Here is a 17,261-nt window from a genome sequence, read left to right on the forward strand (position 1 = left end):
GCTATATACGCAATAAAAAGCCTTCCTTACACCATAGATCTGGTGCAAAGAAGGCTTGATTGCCTTAGTCTTCGATCGTCGATAAGTCGCCTGTTGGCAAATTGAGCTCCCAAGCTTTAAGAACACGGCGCATAATTTTACCACTGCGTGTCTTAGGCAGCTTGTCTTTAAATTCAATTTCACGAGGAGCTGCGTGGGCAGAAAGCCCTTCTTTAACAAATTTGGAAATATCCGCTTTGAGCTCATCTGACGGTGTGTAGCCTTCACGCAGGGCGATAAACGCTTTAATAATCTCTCCACGCATTGGGTCAGGCTTACCAATAACCCCAGCTTCTGCAACCGCAGGATGCTCAACAAGCTTACTCTCCACCTCGAAAGGACCTACCCGTTCGCCTGCTGTGTTAATCACATCATCCACTCGACCTTGGAACCAGAAGTAGCCCTCTTCATCCTGATAAGCCGAATCACCGGAAACGTACCAACCTGTCAAACGGAAATATTCTTCGTATTTAGAAGGGTTATTCCAAATTTTGCGCATCATCGAAGGCCACGGCGTTTTGATAGCTAGGTTCCCCATCCGATTAGGAGGCAAAATGTTCCCTGCATCATCAATAATAGCCGCTTCGACACCCGGAATTGGACGCCCCATTGAACCAGGCTTAATCGTCATGGATGGATAGTTACAGATGAGTTGTCCACCTGTTTCTGTCATCCACCAAGTGTCATGTATACGTTGGTTATAAACTTTCAGCCCCCAACGTACAACTTCGGGATTTAACGGTTCGCCTACGCTAAGTACGTGACGAAGCGATGACAGATCAAACCCAGTAGCTACATCATCACCGGCACCCATCAACATACGGAAAGCAGTTGGCGCACTATACCAAACGGTTACTTTATATTTCTGAAGCGTATTGTACCAATCTTGGGGACTGAAGCGACCACCGCGAATGACATTCGTTGCACCATTTAACCATGGAGCAAAGATCCCATAGGAGGTTCCCGTTACCCAACCTGGATCCGCTGTACACCAGTAAATATCATCTTCTTGAAGATCTAATACAATCTTACCCGTATAATAATGTTGAAGCATGGCGTTTTGAACGTGATAAACACCCTTCGGTTTACCTGTTGAGCCAGACGTATAATGGATAATTAATCCATCTTCACGATCTAGCCACTCAATGTCAAGTTCGGTTGAAGCGCTTTCCATCTCTTTGTAATAATCAACTTGTCCCTCAGCTAGCTCCACATTTTCACCAACGATAATGACATGCTTCAAATGTGGAAGTTCATTATAAGGAACACGCGATAATAAACTTGGTGTCGTAATAATGGCTACGGCTTCACTATCTTCCAAACGGTCTCTGACTGCTGTTTCCATGAAAGCCTCAAATAATGGCCCAACAACAGCACCAACTTTAAGGGTTCCAAGTAAGGAATAGTAAAGTTCCGGTGTACGTGGCATGAAAATAAAGACGCGCTCGCCTTTACCAACACCAAGTCCTCGAAGTACATTACCAAACTGATTAGATTTCGTTTTCATTTGTCCATAAGTGATTGCTTCTTCTCGCTGACTATCGCTGTAATAAAGTGCGATTTTATCCTTTTTGGATGATTCAGCATGACGGTCAATCGCTTCATATGCCATGTTAACTTTACCTGTTTCATACCAGGAAAAGCTCTTCTCGATGTCTTTCCAGTCAAATGTCGCATGCGTTTGTTCATAATTGATCATGTTAGGATTAGTGGATACAGCTTCAATGAGTTCAACTTTCATTTGATCCATGTACGTAAAACCCTCCTCACGTGGTAAACCGCTTTCACTTTACTGATTAATTCAAGCAAAATGTGATCGATTTTTGACATATTCTATTATATCATAATAGGAAATATTCGCCTACGTTAAAAATTCGTCTTTTAATTCAAACCAAAGTTTGGTATAAGAATACTATGACCTAACGGAAAAGGAAACGTTCATCATGCTTTTTTTTAAAAGGAGAGCTAAGGTTATGCAGCATATCAAAATATACCACTCACACAGCTTGCGCGCAGCTCCCGATCAACCCGAAATTATCATAGAAGGTCCTGTTTCAGCAGAAACCTTGCAGGAGCTTGTTATGCATACCAAATTAGATGCGTTTCGCAGACCTAAGGAGCAGTTAGAGGCACTAGTCGAAATTGCACAATTACCTGAAGGACGTATCATCATAGCAAGAGACGGCTCCACGATTGTCGGCTATGTCACCTTCCACTATCCAGACGAGATTGAGCGTTGGTCACAGGGGCATATGCAGGATTTAATTGAACTGGGCGCTATAGAAGTTGCAGACGACTACAGATCCATTGGATTAGGGAAAAAGATGATTCGACTCGCTTTCGAAGATGAGCAGATGGAGAATATCATCTGTTTCACCACAGAGTATTATTGGCATTGGGACTTAGAAACAAGCAAATTAACGGTCTGGGAATACCGTCAAATGATGGAGAGGCTCATGAAAAGCATCGACATGATCTGGTTCGCTACGGACGACCCAGAAATATGCTCACATCCAGCCAACTGTCTTATGGTAAGAATCGGCAAAAAGGTGCCGATCGCTTCCGTTGAGCAGTTTGATCGCATTCGTTTTCAGCAGCGTTTCATGTATTAATTTCTAAGTAATCGTGGGATTTCTAGAGCTTCAAGCGAAATTGTTAGTCCATTCGGGGGAATTAGGGATATGAACAAGAAGGCAAATCCTGTCTTTATCTATGATGATCAAGAAATTCAATATAAATTTAATGAAAACCACCCGTTCAATCAAGATCGACTTACGATGACGGTGGATCTGCTGCGAAAAGCCGGCGCGCTCCCTGACAGCGCGCTGCGGGCTCCTCGCTCCGCGACAGATAGCGAACTGCTGCGGGTTCACTCACCCGCTTACATCGAAGCGGTGAAAGCGCTTAGCTGTTCCGTGCCGGAGGAGCATTGGGTCCGAGAAGCAACGCGCTTCGGACTTGACACCGACGATACGCCTTACTTCGCCGGGATGCATGAAACCACGGCGAAGGTCGTGGGCGGCTCCATCACCGCAGTCGAGCTGGTGATGTCCGGTAAGGCTCCGCACGCCCTTCACCTGGGCGGCGGATTGCACCACGCCCTACAAAGCAAGGGCGCAGGCTTCTGCGTCTACAACGACGCTTCAGCGGCGATTGCGCACGCAAAAGAGATGTACGGCGCAAAAGTGCTGTACATCGACACAGATGTGCATCATGGAGATGGCGTGCAGTGGGGCTTCTACGCCGATCCTCAGGTATGCACACTTTCTATCCACGAGACGGGGAAATATTTATTCCCCGGCACGGGTGCCGTGAACGAACGCGGCGAAGGCGACGCTTTCGGTACGAACATAAACATGCCTGTGGAGCCCTACACCGAGGATGAGTCGTGGCTGGAGTGCTTCAGCGAGGTGCTTACCGAGACGATTCGAAGCTTTCAGCCAGACGTCATTATCTCGCAGCATGGGTGCGATGCCCATGCTTTCGACCCGCTCGCGCATGTCCATTGCTCCATGCGCGTGTACAAGGCTATGCCCGAGCTGATTCACTCCCTTGCGCACCAGTGGTGCGAAGGGCGGTGGATAGCGCTCGGGGGCGGCGGGTACGACATCTGGCGTGTCGTACCACGGGCTTGGAGCCTGCTCTGGCTCGTCATGAGCGAGCAGGCGATCTTAGATCAGCTGGAGGCTCAGCCCCAGCTGAAGCTGCCACAGGCGTGGCTGGACGCCTGGCAGAGCAAGAGCCCTGTCCAGCTGGTGGATACGTGGCTGGACCCCGTAGATGCTTGGGCGCCGATTCCAAGGCGCCAAGCGATTGCCGAGAAGAACCGGCAAACGAAGGAACTCGCCATGATGTATTTGAAGTAGAAAAAAAGCTCAGAACCGCCATTTCGGCGAAATTCTGAGCTTTTTTATTCCTGCCTTTTTTATACCTCTTATAGATGCTTCACGATATCCTCAACCATTTTGTACGAATTCTCAGATGCCTGGACTGTAAACTCAGCAAAATTAACGTGAGCTGAACCATCTGCTTTATCGGACATCGATCGCAGCACGACATAAGGAGTGGCATTCATCGAGCAAACTTGAGCAACCGAAGCCCCTTCCATTTCAACACAAACGCCGCCAAGCTCTTCATACAGGCTAGCAACAACCTCCCTGCTTGCAATAAACTGGTCCCCAGAGAGTACTCTCCCCTTTTTAACCTTGCCTGCAAACAGTTTTTCACCTGATGCAACAGCTAACTTAACAAGCTTGCTATCCGCTTCGAAGGTGGATTTCGCTTCATAAGGGATGACGCCACGTGAAAACCCAAGTGCTGTAACATCCATATCATGCTGCATGCATTCACTCGATATCACGAGATCCCCGATATTCAGCTCTGGATCTAATGCTCCCGCTACTCCTGTAAAAATAACAGCTTCGACGCCGAAGTTATCAATTAAAATTTGGGTTGTCACAGCCGCATTCACTTTCCCTACACCTGTCCGGCACACAACAACTTGCTTGTCAAAATACGTACCTTCACGAAACGTAATACCAGCTTTGATCGTTTCACGTACATCGGTCATATGTGAAACTAGCAGCTCTATTTCTTCGTTCATCGCTCCGATTAGAGCAATTTTATTCCATGTCATTTCATTATCCTCTTTCCCTTATCAACATGAGAAAACCTCTACCGAGATCACCCCCAAAGGAATGACCTCGCTTAGAGGTTTGATTTGATTAAGATTGTGTAACGGAGTTGCGGTAAATAATTTCGTGCGGTAGGATAACCTGCATGTTATCTGTTGACTCTTTATTCATCAACTTCGTTAGAAGACGCATCGACACTGCGCCGATATCATACATCGGTTGGGCTACTGTCGTTAAAGTCGGTCTAACCATGGAAGCCATGCGAATATTGTCCACGCTAATGACGGCGATATCTTGCGGCACTCTGAGTCCATTGTCTTGAATCGTATGAATGGCGCCAATCGCCATCTCGTCTGTTGCGGAGAAGATCGCTGTTGGTCTTGGTGAAAGCTCCAAGAAATAGTTCACAGCGTCTACACTAGACTCATAACGATAGTTCCCAATGCGAACATATTCATCACGCAGTGGAATACCTGCTTCATCCAATGCTTTTTTGTAACCTTGATAACGCGCAAATCCATTCGCTGGATCATGCAGCGTTCCGGATATCATCGCAATGTCACGATGACCGGCTTCAATAAGCACATTCACAGCATCGAAAGCAGCTCTCTCATGATCGATATCCACAGATGCCATGGCTTGGTTCTCATCCTTCGTGCCGCACAAAACGACAGGTACGGAAGACGTGCGGAATGCCTGTGTATGTTCCTCAGTTACTACGCCACCCATGAAGAGCAATCCATCAACCTGCTTCTCAAGCAAAGTGTTAATAACACGAATTTCTTTTTCTTTCTTCTTGTCCGCATTACACAAAATAATATTGTAATGGTACATATTTGCAATATCCTCAATCCCACGTGCTACTTCAGCAAAAATGGAATTGGAAATATCAGGGATGACAACACCAACAGTCGTTGTCTTCTTACTAGCTAAACCCCTTGCTACCGCATTAGGGCGGTAACCGAGCCGCTCAATGGCTTCAAAAACCTTCTTGCGTGTTTGTGGCTTAACGTTAGGATTGTTGTTTACAACCCTAGAAACGGTTGCCATCGAAACTCCTGCTTCTCTTGCTACATCATAAATGGTTACGGTCACGGTTACTCTCTCCATTTTCAAAAGTATTCTGCGATCCTAGTATATTATCGTTATGATACGACAAATTAATCCATCTTGCAATGTATATTGAAAATGCTTTGAAAATAATTTCAATGTTTTTTCAAAAGATGTACACATTCTGCATGGATAAACGATTCCATCGTCCTTTAGGGACGAGTGAGTTTGTCAAGGTTGATGCGAAGCTAAAGTATAACTTATACTTTCATATCAACTATAAAAGCCAACCCCCATTGGGATTGGCCACATACTGCTTATGTCGATATTGCACTCTGTGTGATTTGCGATAACCGCTTGCGAATTTCTTCGGTCCATGGCTCATCACCCAGCGATTGTGCTAGCAATAAGATGTCCAAAAGTTCATTGATACGTTCTTCAACGATCTTTTCCATGGAATCATTCATATGCTCTTTTTCCGTCACCTTCAGCAGCAGAAAAGCAACTTCCGAAAGCTCATGAAAAAAGAGCTGCTGCTTCTCAGGCTTACTCCCCAGCCTACCGATTAAACCGGTAAGTTCGGGTTTAACATGAGGAACAACTTCACTGCGACCACATGCTTCACATGAGTAAATAGGTACATTCTCAATGTCGACTTTGTTTTGATAAATAACCGTACGCAGACGAAGGTTCATCGTGCGTCCGCACTTACAATACTTTTGCATTCTAACACTCCTTCACTGGCGGGCGGCATGTACATGAGTTGCTTGTACTATGATATTCTACGATTTTAATCGATTTCCTGCCGAATGAAGAGTAGTAGTTTTTGCCACCTCTGGTAGTAGAATGTTACTTTACCTGTTGTTTATTAAATTGAATAAGCTCATCCACAAATCGCTTAGAAAATGCAGGAAGATCTGGCGGACGGCGCCCAGAAATGATATTGCGATCGACAACTACTTCTTCGTCCAACCAAGTTGCTCCCGCATTTTCGAGATCATCTCGAATGCCAGGCGTAGAAGTCATCGTGTACCCCTTTACGATTTTCGCCGAAATCAGCACCCAACCTGCATGACAAATTTGAGCAATCGGTTTTACTGCCGCGTGAAACTCCTGCGTTAGACGAATTACGTCCGGATAACGACGTAGTTTATCAGGCGCCCATCCCCCTGGAACATAAAGGCCGATGTAATCGGAAGACTTTACTTCATCAAAGGCGTAATCAGTCGTAATGGGTACACCATATTTACCGTGATACACGGTTCCAGCCTTAGGACCAACAATATCCACTACGACCCCAGATTCACGTAAACGTAATACAGGATACCACATTTCCAAGTCTTCAAATTCTTCATCAACAAAAGCTAGTACTTTCGTTCCTGTCAATTCCATGCTAATTTCCTCCTACGATGGATTCTGTTTGTTCAGTTTGAGCAAGCAGTTCTATGATTTCATCACTTGTTTTGCAAACTAGAATTTCATTGACTAACTGTTTGCACTTCTTAGCGTCACTGCTTAGTAAACGGTGTTTCACTTGTAATAGTGTCTGCACGGAAATACTTAGTTCTTCTATTCCCAATCCCAGCCATATCGGAAGCGCTCGGATGTCACCCGCCATTTCACCGCAAACACCTACGGGAATTCCTACACTTTTGGCCGAATCGATCACATGTTTGAGAAGCCTAATAACTGCCGGATGATAGGGATTATATAAATGCGCGATGTTTTCATTCATCCTGTCCACTGCTAATACATATTGAACAAGATCGTTCGTTCCAATGCTCATAAAATTCACTTCACTTGCAAGGACATCTGCGATGAGAGCTGCAGCGGGCACTTCAATCGTTAATCCAACTTCGATATTTGCATTATAGGGCAAGCCTTGTGCATGCAATTCCGCCTTGGCCTTCTCGAGCAGAGCTTTAGCCTGACGCACCTCATCCAGGGAAGTGACCATAGGATACATTATTTTCACGTTACCGTAATGGCTGGCCCTTAGAATCGCTCTAAGCTGTGTCATAAATAGGTCTTTACGGTCCAGCGAGATACGAATCGCCCGATACCCCAGAAATGGATTATCTTCTTTTGCAAGCGGCAAATAATCAAGCTTTTTATCACCGCCAATATCGAGAGTTCGGATTACAATGGGGCGACCTTTCAGCTGCCTTGCGGCATGACGATAAACTTCATACTGCTCGTCTTCGCTGGGTAACGAATCGCGGTCCATGTAAAGATATTCCGTCCGGAACAAACCTACCCCAGAAGCCCCGTTACGTAAAACCTGATCGATCTCCAGCACAGAATTGATATTGGCATGTAAATTCACATAGCTCTTGTCCAACGTTACTGGTGCAACATCAGCTATCTCTTGCAAGCTTTCTTTGAACTCGAGCCAATTCTTTTTGCGTGCTTGATACCGCTCAATCGTTATTTTATCAGGATTGATGTATAAGGTACCCTCTTGTCCATCAATAATTAGGAAATCGCCATTTTGAATGGGTCGCAGAAGCTTCCCTTCCAAACCCAGCACATACGGAACGGACATTGCTCTTGCCATGATGGATACGTGCGAATGCGTGCCACCGAGAATCGTTAGCAGACCAAGCACATTAGCCGGGTCCAAATGAGCCAATTGAGACGGTGTTAGCTCTTTGGCGACCAATATGTAAGGATGATCGATTGGCGGTACCGTTGAGCTAGTATCTCCGAGCAAGTGCTTCAGAAGCCGGTTTCCGACATCTTTAATATCAAGCGCTCGTTCCTTCATATATTCGTCGTCAATGAGATTGAACATATCGACAAATTTATCGATAACTTCTTTTACAGCGACTTCTGCCGCCTTGTACTGCAGCTCAATAATCCCTTGAATTTCGTTCATAAAAATGGGATCTTCCAAAATCGCCAAATGTGCATCAAAAATATAGGCTTGATCTTGTCCAACAACATCCTTAATCTCTTGCTTAATGATCTCTAGCTCATCTTTGGAAGATCGGATACCATCATACAAACGTTCAAATTCATAAGACAAATCGGTGACATCAATCATTTTCTCAGGAAAATCCCACTCCCAAGTAGGTATGACAAAAGCCTGACCCATCGCGATCCCTGAAGACGCTCCTATTCCTCTGATCATCCATTCGTCCCCCCCGTTTGTTTAGTAGGCTTTAGGACAACCGACATCACAGAACCTTGGCCTTTTTTGACAGCTTTAAATGGAGCAAAGCTCCAAGATTTAACAAGATCGGGATTCGTAATAATCATCGGTGTCGCCATCGATGAAGCGAATTTTTTGACTTTATTGTAGTTAAACTTAATTAGCAGTTGCCCCGGTTCCACGTGATCGCCTTCTTTTACTACCGCATTAAAACATTTACCCGGCAAACTAGACGTATCGATGCCAATATGCAGCAGGACCTCCAAACCTTCCTCGGTCAAGATGCCTAGGGCATGCATAGTCGGATAAATGTGCATAATGGTCCCGGCAACAGGAGAAACCAGTTCTCCTTTCTCGGGAATAAAAGCAACGCCGTTTCCTACCAAGCGCGAAGCAAAAATACGATCAGGCACTTCTTCAATGGGGATCATGCGTCCTTGCATTGGCGAAGTAAATAACACCACATGAATATCCTTGCGCAATACTTTCATAATCTCTTCACGAATTAGCTCTGAGAATGTTCCGAACACGACCTGAACATTGCCTCCTCCAAGACGGATGACGCCTGCTGCTCCTAAGTGTCGTAATGCCGTGATGTCCATCAAACGATCATTGACAAGTGTAAGACGCAATCTGGTAATGCAGGCTTCAATCTTCTTAATATTGTCTTTCCCACCGAGTGCTTGCAAAATAAGTGGAGATCGATATGGAATATCGCCTGCCCACTCTTCAAGTGAGGAGCCTTCTTCTCTACCTGGTGTAGGAATCTGGAACCGCCGTATAGCCCAGCGGAACATGAAATAGTAGAGAAGCCCATAAACGATACCAATCGGTATGAGCAATAAACCATTATGCGATAAGTGCAAATTAATGACGTAGTCGATGGCCCCGGCCGAATAAGAAAAACCGTGATGAATATTTAATTCATAAGCCAACCACATGGCTGCTCCAGACAAAATCGCATGAATAACAAATAAATACGGAGCAACGAACAGAAAGGCAAATTCAATAGGCTCAGTGACGCCTGTTAAAAAAGAAGCTAGCGCTGCTGTCAAGAATGTCGCCTTAATCTTCGGCTTCAAATCTTCCCGTGCTTCCCCAATAATCGCAAAAGCGATTGCTGGGAGGGCAAACATCATAATGGGATATAATCCGGCCATATACATACCCGCCGTTGGATCTCCGGCAAAATACCTAGGTAAGTCCCCATAAGCCATATGTCCCGTTGGCGTCTGATAAGCACCTACTTGAAACCAGAAAAAGTTATTCAAAATATGATGCAAACCCGACGGTACGAGAAGACGATGCGCGATACCATAAACAAAGGCACCTAAACCGCCTAATCCAAGCAGCCAATTGGAGAGCTTACCCATCCCCATTTCTAAGTAGGGGCCAATAGTGATCATAATATAAGACACTACAAGCGTGGACAGCCCCATAATAAGCGGAACTATTCGGGGGCCACCGAAAAATTGTATGTATTCCGGAAGCTTAATCTCCTTACAGCGATGATAAATAATAGCAGCCAGTAATCCAATTAATATCCCACCTGGTACACCCAGTTGAAATTGAGTCCCCAGTTCATGTTCAATTAGTCTTGTGAACATAAAATAGCCCAGCATGGCTGATAAACCAGCAATCCCAGCACTTTCTGTAAGGCCTAGCGCTACACCAACAGCGAATATGATTGGTATATAATCGAAGACCGTATTCCCAGCCAACAGCAGCATATCCCCTAAGCTAGATGCGTGAATGACATCCCAAGGTAGATCCCCTAGACGAAGCAACACAGCAGCGATAGGAAGCGCAATGGTAGGCAGCATTAATGAGCGGCCAAGCTGTTGTAAGTTCCCCATCCAGTTCAAACGTATGCTACCTCCTAAGAGTTTTGCTTTAGCAAAACTGACATCGTAAGCATAAGCTCAGCGTTTTCGAAGAAAACTTGCTTCGTAAGCATAAGCCCTCTCTTTCAAATCGTAAAGCTTGTTAGCCTGTTTGTCAAAACAAAATAAGCAGGTCGGCGTTCGACCTGCTCGTAAACTCATTCGAAACGGTTCCCCTATTAAAACGAGGGATTGGAGCCGAATTGTTGCCCCATGCCTGAATTATTAAATCCGGTATTAAAGGATTGAAGCGATTGTTGTGGATTGTTTTGTTGCATGCTTTGTTGTGATCCATAGCCACTTTGGAAGGATTGCTGAGAAGGAGTCGAGAAATCACTACGCAACGCATCATGCCCTGGTTGATTCCCATGATAGTTCGCCGTATGGAACGCGTTTGGTGAAACGTAAGCTTGTCCATATGGTTGTTGATTCGACTGTGTAGAACTACCGAATTGACTAGAAACAAATGGTTGTTGAGCAGATGCATAACCAAATTGTTGGGATTGGTTAGAAGCAAATTGGTTGCTCATTGGGGTATAAGAAGAATATCCGCTTTGGAAGTTAGATTGTTGTTGTTGAGCTGGCGTCGAAGAATCGCCACGTTTGTAAGCATCATGGCCTGGTTGATTTCCGCGATAATTCGCAGTGTGAAAAGACTCTGGAGAAGCTGCTTGAGATACTTGAGAATTCATTTGGTTGAATCCTTGATTGAACCCTTGGTTGAATCCTTGGCTGGCTTGGTTGGATGGACCAGCGCTAGATTGATTATAGAAAGATTGTACAGCCCCAATCGGTTGGTACTGCTTTTGGTAACCTTGGTATTGCGCATTATTCCCCTGAAAACCTTGTGAAGATTGATAACCTTGGGAAGCATTCCCAAAGCTGTTGTTTTTGTTGTACATGTGTAAATCCTCCTCAGACTCTCATTATTTTTGGACACCTTTTTTGGGGCCTTTTTTATTCTCTCCGCTTGTTGATTTTTTATTTATGGAAGCCATTGGGATGATCCTCTGAAAATTGACTATGAATTACCGGCTATGCCATAATCCTTTTGTATCCCATTCTCTTTGTAGGAGGAGTTACCGTAATGACATACGACGTTATAATTATTGGAGCAGGCCCAGCAGGATCTAGTGCAGCCTTATTCACCGCAAAAGCAGGTAAAAAGACGCTTGTCATTGACAACAATCAAAGTGTCACCAAACGAGCGTGGGTCGAGAATCATTATGGCGTAGAAGCGATAGCGGGTCCTGATTTAGTCGAAATCGGGAAGAAACAAGCAGCTAAATTCGGGACTGAATTCGTACAAGGCAAAGCGGAACAATTGACGAAAAGCGAAGAAGGCTTCCAAGTAACGACTGACAACGGAGCTTACGAAGGAAAACATGTTATTCTTGCAACAGGACTGTCCGTTGAACTTGCAGAAGCTTCAGGCATTCAGACGAGGCCTGGAACAGAACCACGTATCAAAACTGTCGTTGATGCTGATGCACAAGGTAGTACCAGCCTTAAGGGTGTCTGGGCAGCAGGTACTACAGCTGGAGTTAGTATGCATACAATTGTTACTGCCGGTGATGGTGCTAAAGTCGCAATTAATGTCATTAGTGAATTAAATGGTGCGCGGTACGTCGACCATGATATATTAAAAGCTTAGTTCCTAACATACAGAAAACCGCTTCTCCCTTACCTATTGGGTAAGAGAAAGCGGTTTTTAGTTTTGTCCTAAGTGCGGTGATTTTAGTTATTTCGAGGATTTAGAATCGCATCTTCCACTTTAATACAGCGGTCCATAATGACTTCTAACCCAGCTTCACTAGCAATACGTGCAGCTTCTTCATTCACAATATCGAGCTGGAGCCAGAAAACCTTCGCTTTAATTTTAACGGCTTCTTCTGCGACAGGAACCACTTGGTCAGCACGGCGAAACACATTGACGATATCCACGGGTTCAGGAATATCAGATAAAGAAGCGTAGCATTTCTCACCCAGTATTTCAGTAGCGTTCGGATTGACAGGAATGATCCGGTATCCTCTGCTTTGCATTGCCGCGGAAACCATATACGATGTACGATCTGGTTTATCAGACAAACCCACTACGGCAATATTACCAGCACTCGCTAGGATTTCCTTGATGTGCTCTCTAGACGGATTTTCAAAAGTCGTCATCAGTTTCCCTCCTATTTTTTCAGGTACGTGAGACCTTGTTTCCCCATTGCGGTCCAACTGTCGATAAACTGATTTTTGTTTACCTGCACTTGCTTTTTCCCGCTTAATGGATCATTCAAGTATACATTATTCTCATCATATCCTACCAATAATACAGCATGTTCAGCATATGTCGTCTTGATAGGTCCCATAGGTGTATCCCAAGTTACCCATTTGTAAGGTATGTTGAAATCAATTGTTGTCCAAATAATAACCGGAATATCATTCGCAATCTGCTGCTCATACAGCTCAAAGGACTCGCCCGTAATGTCAATGGCTTGAGGTATATATGATTTCAGCAGTGGAAATAGACCGGCATGATAGATGCCAAAACCTCTCTTCTTCCGGGTAACATCGCCTACGAAACCTAAGTTCGGATTTCCCCAATATGCAATTGAACCGTCCGCATTTAAGGTGGCTGGTGTGTCATCCTTAGGCATTTCTGCAGCAAGTTCCATTTTGCTTTTTGAAATCCCATGATACTGCAGCAGCATCGTTAAACTTGTTATTTCACAACCTGCTGGCAATTCGGGTAGTTGTGCAAAAACAGGCGCATCAATCATTGCTGATTTTTTTATCTCGATAGCTGGCGGCGGAGAAGCAACCTCATTTACTTTCACGGATGCTGTAGGCTTGGCTGCAAGTATCGCAGGACTGGACGCAAAAAACGCTGGTTCTTTACCAGTCGCTTTGGCATAAAGCAATACAGCAAATACACTGCTTGCAAACACAAGCCCAGCAACGAGGAAGAAACCGAACGTCACTTTTAAACCCTGCCAAATAATCGTCATGCTGACTCACCCATTCGTTGTTTTGGGAATCTATGTCTCACTCACAAGTTCAACTTGAGCACCAATGGAACGTAAATGGTCAAAATACTGCGGGTAGGATTTGGCGACATGATGGGCATCATGAATAATCAAACCCTTCTCTGAACGAAGACCAACAACAGTTAAAGCCATAATGACTCTGTGATCGAAATGAGCATTAATTTCGACCCCGCCTGTGACACCTTGTGGTTTACCATGTACGATAATTTCACTTTGGCGTTCTTCTACATCAGCACCGGCTTTACGCAGCTCGTTCAAATAATCGGTGATACGGTCGCACTCTTTATAACGTAAATTTTCAACATTGTAGAAACGAGAAGTACCTTCTGCAAATACAGCTGCTGCAACCATAGCAAGCACGGCATCTGTAAAATGATCACCATCGAACTCACCAGCAATTAGCTTTTGGTTGCCTTTCACATGCACAACACCATTGTCATGAGTTAAATTGACACCCATTGCTCGCAGAACATCCACACAAGCCTTCTCACCCTGCTTGCTATTCTCTTCAAGACGAAGAACGCGTACATCTGAATTCGTTACAGCCGCAGCTGCTAGAATCGCAGCAGAGCCCGGGTAATCGCCTTGAATGACATATTCTTTGGCTTGATAGGATTGTCTACCTGGAATGCGGTAGTGCATAAGGTCTTCGCTAGCGTGCACAATAATACCAGCCTGCTCTAAAACTTCCAGTGTTTGACCTACAATGATTTTGGATTTCAAATCGTGCAGCACTTCAATCTCGCTATCCTCTTCTAGCAGAGGTGTCATAAATAAAAGTGAGCTTAGGAACTGTGAGCTGACATTACCGGAAACAGTGAGCTTACCACCGCGCGGTTGTCCTCCTTTAATAGTTATCGGCAGACGTCCGTTAGAATGTTGTACTTCCACACCCATTTGTTGCAAAGTATCAATGAGATCATCATGCGGGCGCTTGCCCAGAGATTCAGGATACGTGTTTACGAATGTCACATCGGGACAAAAAGCGGCTGTAGACATCAAAAAGCGAAGTACTGCGCCGGCATTCCCTACATTAAGCTCAGAAACATGCTTGGGATTCTTACCAAAACCCGTAATAACGATTTTCTCATCATCTTCTTCAATAATAGCGCCCAAATCACGGACACAACGTCTCATGGCATCACTATCTTCACTATGTGCCGGATAATAGATGGTGCTCGTCCCGTCGGCAAGTGCTCCAATTAGCAAATAGCGGGTAGTGTAGTTTTTGGAGGAGAGAGCGTTTATTTCCCCTTGTAGATGGGCGGTTGGTTTCACGATGGCTTTCATGTCGTTGATATCTCCTTCATAAGTGTTTATATGTAATATCCGAGGAAAGTCAGAAGAATTCCACCGGTATAACTAAGCAGTGTATAGAGGATCCATGCTTGCCACAGTCCAGCGCGGAGCTGTTTAATGCTCTCGAGATTCAATGTTGAAAATGTAGTGAAAGCACCCATAAAACCCGTGCCTATCAACAGTTTCCAATCGTCAAATGAATGATATCTCATCAACAGGCCAAGCAAAAAACAACCCAAAAGATTTATTGTCAGTGTACCATACGGAATAGAACTTGGGAACCTGTTTGCCATGTATGTCCCTAGTTGAAATCGGCAAATTGCGCCAAAGAATCCTCCAAAACCTACCAGGCAAATGGACCATAACCATGTCATCATGAACGACGAACTCCTCTTCGAACAGACTCGCCTATACGAACACCCATCCATGTAGCACCGAGTCCTCCCCATAAACTTCCCAAAACATAAAGAGCGGCAAGGATCATTTGCCCATGGTTTAGCATGCTCATGGTTTCATAGCTGAAAGTAGAGAACGTAGTAAAAGATCCAATAAAACCAGTTGATATAGGTAGTCGAAGTCTAGTAGGTATGGGAAGCTTTTCGGCGAACATTATAAAACCAAGTATCAGACAGCCAGTTAAATTACAAGAAAAAGTTCCCCAAGGAAAAACGGAAGCCGTCGTTGGATTCCATAAGGCGGAGAGCCCAAATCGAGCAATGGCGCCTAAAATCCCGGCTAAACCAATGTAAAGCATGGTTACACAACTCCTATTATTAACCGTAGGTTTGACATCTCGACTTTTTGTTTCTATCATTACTTGTAATGGGGCTTCTTCCCAATCATATCAAGCATGGAGGTCCGAAATGGATACGATTTTACCATCCGAAATTAAAGAAAGACTGGACCGCGGCGAACAGCTTGCGATTGTCGATGTTCGCGAAGATGAAGAAGTAGCTGCCGGTATCATTCCAGGAGCTAAACATATTCCGCTAGCTCAATTGCCAGATCGCCTCAGCGAAATCCCTCAAGTCGAAGAGCTCATTCTCGTTTGCCGCAGCGGAAACCGCAGTGGGCGCGCAATTAGCTTCTTAGAGGCGCAAGGCTATAAAGGTCTTAAAAACATGACAGGCGGCATGCTGGAGTGGGAGGACTAAGCTTCTAAGCTTGTCCCCTCCTCCTAGATTTCAGCTTGCTGGATAATAAGTGCTGTAATTTCGTCCGTTGTTAATTGCGTAGTATCAATAACCGCATGCGCGAAATCATAGGCATACTTACGTTGATCAAGCAGCAGGTGAACGCGCTCCTCTAAATTCCCCTGCAGCAAAGGACGACTGGTATCGCTGCTCACTCTTTGAATGATGATCTCTGGTGATGCTTTCAGCGCTACTACAAAGCCATTCTGCAGCATACAAGCTCGGTTACTCTCGGCCAGCACTGCGCCACCGCCTGTAGCCACAACTTGTCCTTTACGAGCTAATATATGTTCCAGCGCCTTACTTTCCAAAGCGCGAAAATGCGATTCTCCATGAATACGAAACAAGTCAGAAATGCTTGTCTGATGCTCTTCTTCCAGAGCCGCGTCTGAATCTTGAAAGATCCATCCCAGCTGCTCTGCCAGCTGCTTTCCTACGGTTGATTTGCCTGTCCCCATAAATCCTACAAGTACAATATTGCTTGCTGTCACATTAATCCCCTTTTCCCATATGCTGATCATACAAACTTTCCCAACATCATAACATAGCCAAATCGACATGAATACAATCCACCAAAAAATCATATAGTAGTGTGAATAAATTCCAGCACAAACAGTTAAGATTTTAAGAGAGACCATATGCCGACAAGGAGAGATGGAGCTTTGAACCCAACTGTTGCCTACCAAAACCGCACAAAAGGCAAACTGGAGCAAATTTTGCACCCAAGCTATACGCTTTGCAAAGAGGATGTTGTGTGGATACTGGAGTTTATTAAGAAAAAAGTGGCTGAAGAAGACCCGCTTATGCAAGGTCTTACTCAACCACGATTATTAAGAAATTTTCGCTATTTTGCCGAAGTCTCCCTGATGCTCATTCACAGACGGAACGGCTTTGATCAAGAGGCCGATCGTTTGAAAATGTGGCTGCGTGAAGCGGCATACGGTTTGCAGGAAGAGGCTTAAAAGCCTTATCCT

At 44.8% G+C, this 17,261-nt stretch carries 19 protein-coding genes; 5 read left to right on the top strand and 14 right to left on the bottom strand.

The window, feature by feature from the left end; genetic code table 11:
• Positions 1-64 precede the first annotated feature (64 nt).
• Entirely contained in the window at positions 65-1,789 is a 1,725-nt protein-coding gene (acsA, locus tag GC102_RS04320) for an acetate--CoA ligase (protein WP_171688339.1), read from the bottom strand.
• Positions 1,790-2,012: 223 nt separating this feature from the next.
• Between acsA and GC102_RS04325 the strand changes: the two genes are divergently transcribed.
• Positions 2,013-2,651 carry a GNAT family N-acetyltransferase gene (locus tag GC102_RS04325; RefSeq protein ID WP_171688340.1) on the top strand — a complete coding sequence of 213 codons (639 nt, stop codon included), beginning with the start codon at positions 2,013-2,015 and terminating at the stop codon, positions 2,649-2,651.
• Positions 2,652-2,720: 69 nt separating this feature from the next.
• Positions 2,721-3,905 (top strand): acetoin utilization protein AcuC, encoded by a 1,185-nt coding sequence (locus GC102_RS04330; RefSeq protein ID WP_171688341.1) that lies wholly within the window; start codon positions 2,721-2,723, stop codon positions 3,903-3,905.
• A 68-nt stretch (positions 3,906-3,973) separates the two neighbouring features.
• On the opposite strand, the gene GC102_RS04335 is transcribed toward GC102_RS04330, so the two are convergent.
• From GC102_RS04335 to GC102_RS04365, 7 genes are all read right to left on the bottom strand, one after another.
• Entirely contained in the window at positions 3,974-4,675 is a 702-nt protein-coding gene (locus tag GC102_RS04335; RefSeq protein ID WP_171688342.1) for a 5'-methylthioadenosine/adenosylhomocysteine nucleosidase, read from the bottom strand.
• Positions 4,676-4,763: 88 nt separating this feature from the next.
• Positions 4,764-5,768, bottom strand: a complete 1,005-nt coding sequence (gene ccpA / locus GC102_RS04340) for a catabolite control protein A (protein ID WP_171688343.1) — start codon at positions 5,766-5,768, stop codon at positions 4,764-4,766.
• A gap of 272 nt (positions 5,769-6,040) precedes the next feature.
• A complete protein-coding gene (locus GC102_RS04345) occupies positions 6,041-6,448 on the bottom strand; it encodes a hypothetical protein (protein WP_029195585.1) in 408 nt (135 codons plus the stop codon).
• Positions 6,449-6,572: 124 nt separating this feature from the next.
• Positions 6,573-7,115: a type 1 glutamine amidotransferase domain-containing protein gene (locus GC102_RS04350; protein WP_171688344.1), complete on the bottom strand. Its 543-nt coding sequence runs from the start codon at positions 7,113-7,115 to the stop codon at positions 6,573-6,575.
• A 1-nt stretch (position 7,116) separates the two neighbouring features.
• Complete coding sequence (gene ptsP / locus GC102_RS04355; protein WP_171648643.1) at positions 7,117-8,856, bottom strand: phosphoenolpyruvate--protein phosphotransferase; 1,740 nt, start codon at positions 8,854-8,856, stop codon at positions 7,117-7,119.
• A complete protein-coding gene (locus tag GC102_RS04360; protein ID WP_171648641.1) occupies positions 8,853-10,742 on the bottom strand; it encodes a glucose PTS transporter subunit IIA in 1,890 nt (629 codons plus the stop codon). Before GC102_RS04360 ends, ptsP begins: the two co-directional genes overlap by 4 nt.
• A gap of 197 nt (positions 10,743-10,939) precedes the next feature.
• Complete coding sequence (locus GC102_RS04365; protein ID WP_216627929.1) at positions 10,940-11,662, bottom strand: hypothetical protein; 723 nt, start codon at positions 11,660-11,662, stop codon at positions 10,940-10,942.
• A gap of 185 nt (positions 11,663-11,847) precedes the next feature.
• Between GC102_RS04365 and GC102_RS04370 the strand changes: the two genes are divergently transcribed.
• On the top strand, positions 11,848-12,414 hold the full coding sequence (locus GC102_RS04370; RefSeq protein ID WP_171688345.1) for an NAD(P)/FAD-dependent oxidoreductase: 567 nt from the start codon (positions 11,848-11,850) through the stop codon (positions 12,412-12,414).
• Between the two features lie 83 nt (positions 12,415-12,497).
• Here the strand turns inward: GC102_RS04370 and GC102_RS04375 are convergent, their stop codons facing one another.
• Genes GC102_RS04375 through crcB (GC102_RS04395) form a run of 5 tightly spaced genes read right to left on the bottom strand, consistent with a single transcriptional unit; the run spans position 12,498 to position 15,848 of the window.
• Positions 12,498-12,926: a CoA-binding protein gene (locus GC102_RS04375; protein WP_171688346.1), complete on the bottom strand. Its 429-nt coding sequence runs from the start codon at positions 12,924-12,926 to the stop codon at positions 12,498-12,500.
• A gap of 11 nt (positions 12,927-12,937) precedes the next feature.
• On the bottom strand, positions 12,938-13,756 hold the full coding sequence (locus GC102_RS04380; protein WP_171688347.1) for a C39 family peptidase: 819 nt from the start codon (positions 13,754-13,756) through the stop codon (positions 12,938-12,940).
• A gap of 30 nt (positions 13,757-13,786) precedes the next feature.
• On the bottom strand, positions 13,787-15,085 hold the full coding sequence (gene aroA, locus GC102_RS04385; protein ID WP_171688348.1) for a 3-phosphoshikimate 1-carboxyvinyltransferase: 1,299 nt from the start codon (positions 15,083-15,085) through the stop codon (positions 13,787-13,789).
• 26 nt (positions 15,086-15,111) lie between these two features.
• Positions 15,112-15,471 (bottom strand): fluoride efflux transporter CrcB, encoded by a 360-nt coding sequence (gene crcB / locus GC102_RS04390; RefSeq protein ID WP_171688349.1) that lies wholly within the window; start codon positions 15,469-15,471, stop codon positions 15,112-15,114.
• Positions 15,468-15,848 carry a fluoride efflux transporter CrcB gene (gene crcB / locus GC102_RS04395; RefSeq protein ID WP_171688350.1) on the bottom strand — a complete coding sequence of 127 codons (381 nt, stop codon included), beginning with the start codon at positions 15,846-15,848 and terminating at the stop codon, positions 15,468-15,470. The genes crcB (GC102_RS04390) and crcB (GC102_RS04395) overlap by 4 nt, the downstream gene beginning before the upstream one ends.
• Positions 15,849-15,957: 109 nt before the next feature.
• Between crcB (GC102_RS04395) and GC102_RS04400 the strand changes: the two genes are divergently transcribed.
• Positions 15,958-16,248, top strand: coding sequence for a rhodanese-like domain-containing protein (locus GC102_RS04400; RefSeq protein WP_171688351.1), 291 nt, complete (start codon positions 15,958-15,960; stop codon positions 16,246-16,248).
• 23 nt (positions 16,249-16,271) lie between these two features.
• Here the strand turns inward: GC102_RS04400 and GC102_RS04405 are convergent, their stop codons facing one another.
• Positions 16,272-16,847 carry a shikimate kinase gene (locus GC102_RS04405; protein WP_246320721.1) on the bottom strand — a complete coding sequence of 192 codons (576 nt, stop codon included), beginning with the start codon at positions 16,845-16,847 and terminating at the stop codon, positions 16,272-16,274.
• 78 nt (positions 16,848-16,925) lie between these two features.
• Here GC102_RS04405 and GC102_RS04410 point away from each other — a divergent pair, with 78 nt between their 5' ends.
• On the top strand, positions 16,926-17,249 hold the full coding sequence (locus tag GC102_RS04410) for a hypothetical protein (RefSeq protein WP_057302951.1): 324 nt from the start codon (positions 16,926-16,928) through the stop codon (positions 17,247-17,249).
• The last annotated feature ends 12 nt before the right edge of the window (positions 17,250-17,261 follow it).

It is taken from the genome of Paenibacillus germinis (genome assembly GCF_013141785.1).
In the GTDB taxonomy this organism is placed as follows: domain Bacteria; phylum Bacillota; class Bacilli; order Paenibacillales; family NBRC-103111; genus Paenibacillus_E; species Paenibacillus_E phytorum.

Excerpts from the sequence above, each read along its gene's own strand:
- crcB (WP_171688350.1), bottom strand. The coding sequence starts at position 15,848 with ATGCTTTACATTGGTTTAGCCGGGATTTTAGGCGCCATTGCTCGATTT.
- GC102_RS04405 (WP_246320721.1), bottom strand. The coding sequence starts at position 16,847 with ATGTCGATTTGGCTATGTTATGATGTTGGGAAAGTTTGTATGATCAGC.
- acsA (WP_171688339.1), bottom strand. The coding sequence starts at position 1,789 with ATGGATCAAATGAAAGTTGAACTCATTGAAGCTGTATCCACTAATCCT.
- GC102_RS04350 (WP_171688344.1), bottom strand. The coding sequence starts at position 7,115 with ATGGAATTGACAGGAACGAAAGTACTAGCTTTTGTTGATGAAGAATTT.
- ptsP (WP_171648643.1), bottom strand. The coding sequence starts at position 8,856 with ATGATCAGAGGAATAGGAGCGTCTTCAGGGATCGCGATGGGTCAGGCT.
- crcB (WP_171688349.1), bottom strand. The coding sequence starts at position 15,471 with ATGATGACATGGTTATGGTCCATTTGCCTGGTAGGTTTTGGAGGATTC.
- GC102_RS04325 (WP_171688340.1), top strand. The coding sequence starts at position 2,013 with ATGCAGCATATCAAAATATACCACTCACACAGCTTGCGCGCAGCTCCC.
- GC102_RS04410 (WP_057302951.1), top strand. The coding sequence starts at position 16,926 with ATGCCGACAAGGAGAGATGGAGCTTTGAACCCAACTGTTGCCTACCAA.
- GC102_RS04335 (WP_171688342.1), bottom strand. The coding sequence starts at position 4,675 with ATGACATGGAATAAAATTGCTCTAATCGGAGCGATGAACGAAGAAATA.
- GC102_RS04330 (WP_171688341.1), top strand. The coding sequence starts at position 2,721 with ATGAACAAGAAGGCAAATCCTGTCTTTATCTATGATGATCAAGAAATT.
- GC102_RS04345 (WP_029195585.1), bottom strand. The coding sequence starts at position 6,448 with ATGCAAAAGTATTGTAAGTGCGGACGCACGATGAACCTTCGTCTGCGT.
- GC102_RS04400 (WP_171688351.1), top strand. The coding sequence starts at position 15,958 with ATGGATACGATTTTACCATCCGAAATTAAAGAAAGACTGGACCGCGGC.
- aroA (WP_171688348.1), bottom strand. The coding sequence starts at position 15,085 with ATGAAAGCCATCGTGAAACCAACCGCCCATCTACAAGGGGAAATAAAC.
- GC102_RS04370 (WP_171688345.1), top strand. The coding sequence starts at position 11,848 with ATGACATACGACGTTATAATTATTGGAGCAGGCCCAGCAGGATCTAGT.
- GC102_RS04380 (WP_171688347.1), bottom strand. The coding sequence starts at position 13,756 with ATGACGATTATTTGGCAGGGTTTAAAAGTGACGTTCGGTTTCTTCCTC.
- GC102_RS04375 (WP_171688346.1), bottom strand. The coding sequence starts at position 12,926 with ATGACGACTTTTGAAAATCCGTCTAGAGAGCACATCAAGGAAATCCTA.
- GC102_RS04365 (WP_216627929.1), bottom strand. The coding sequence starts at position 11,662 with ATGTACAACAAAAACAACAGCTTTGGGAATGCTTCCCAAGGTTATCAA.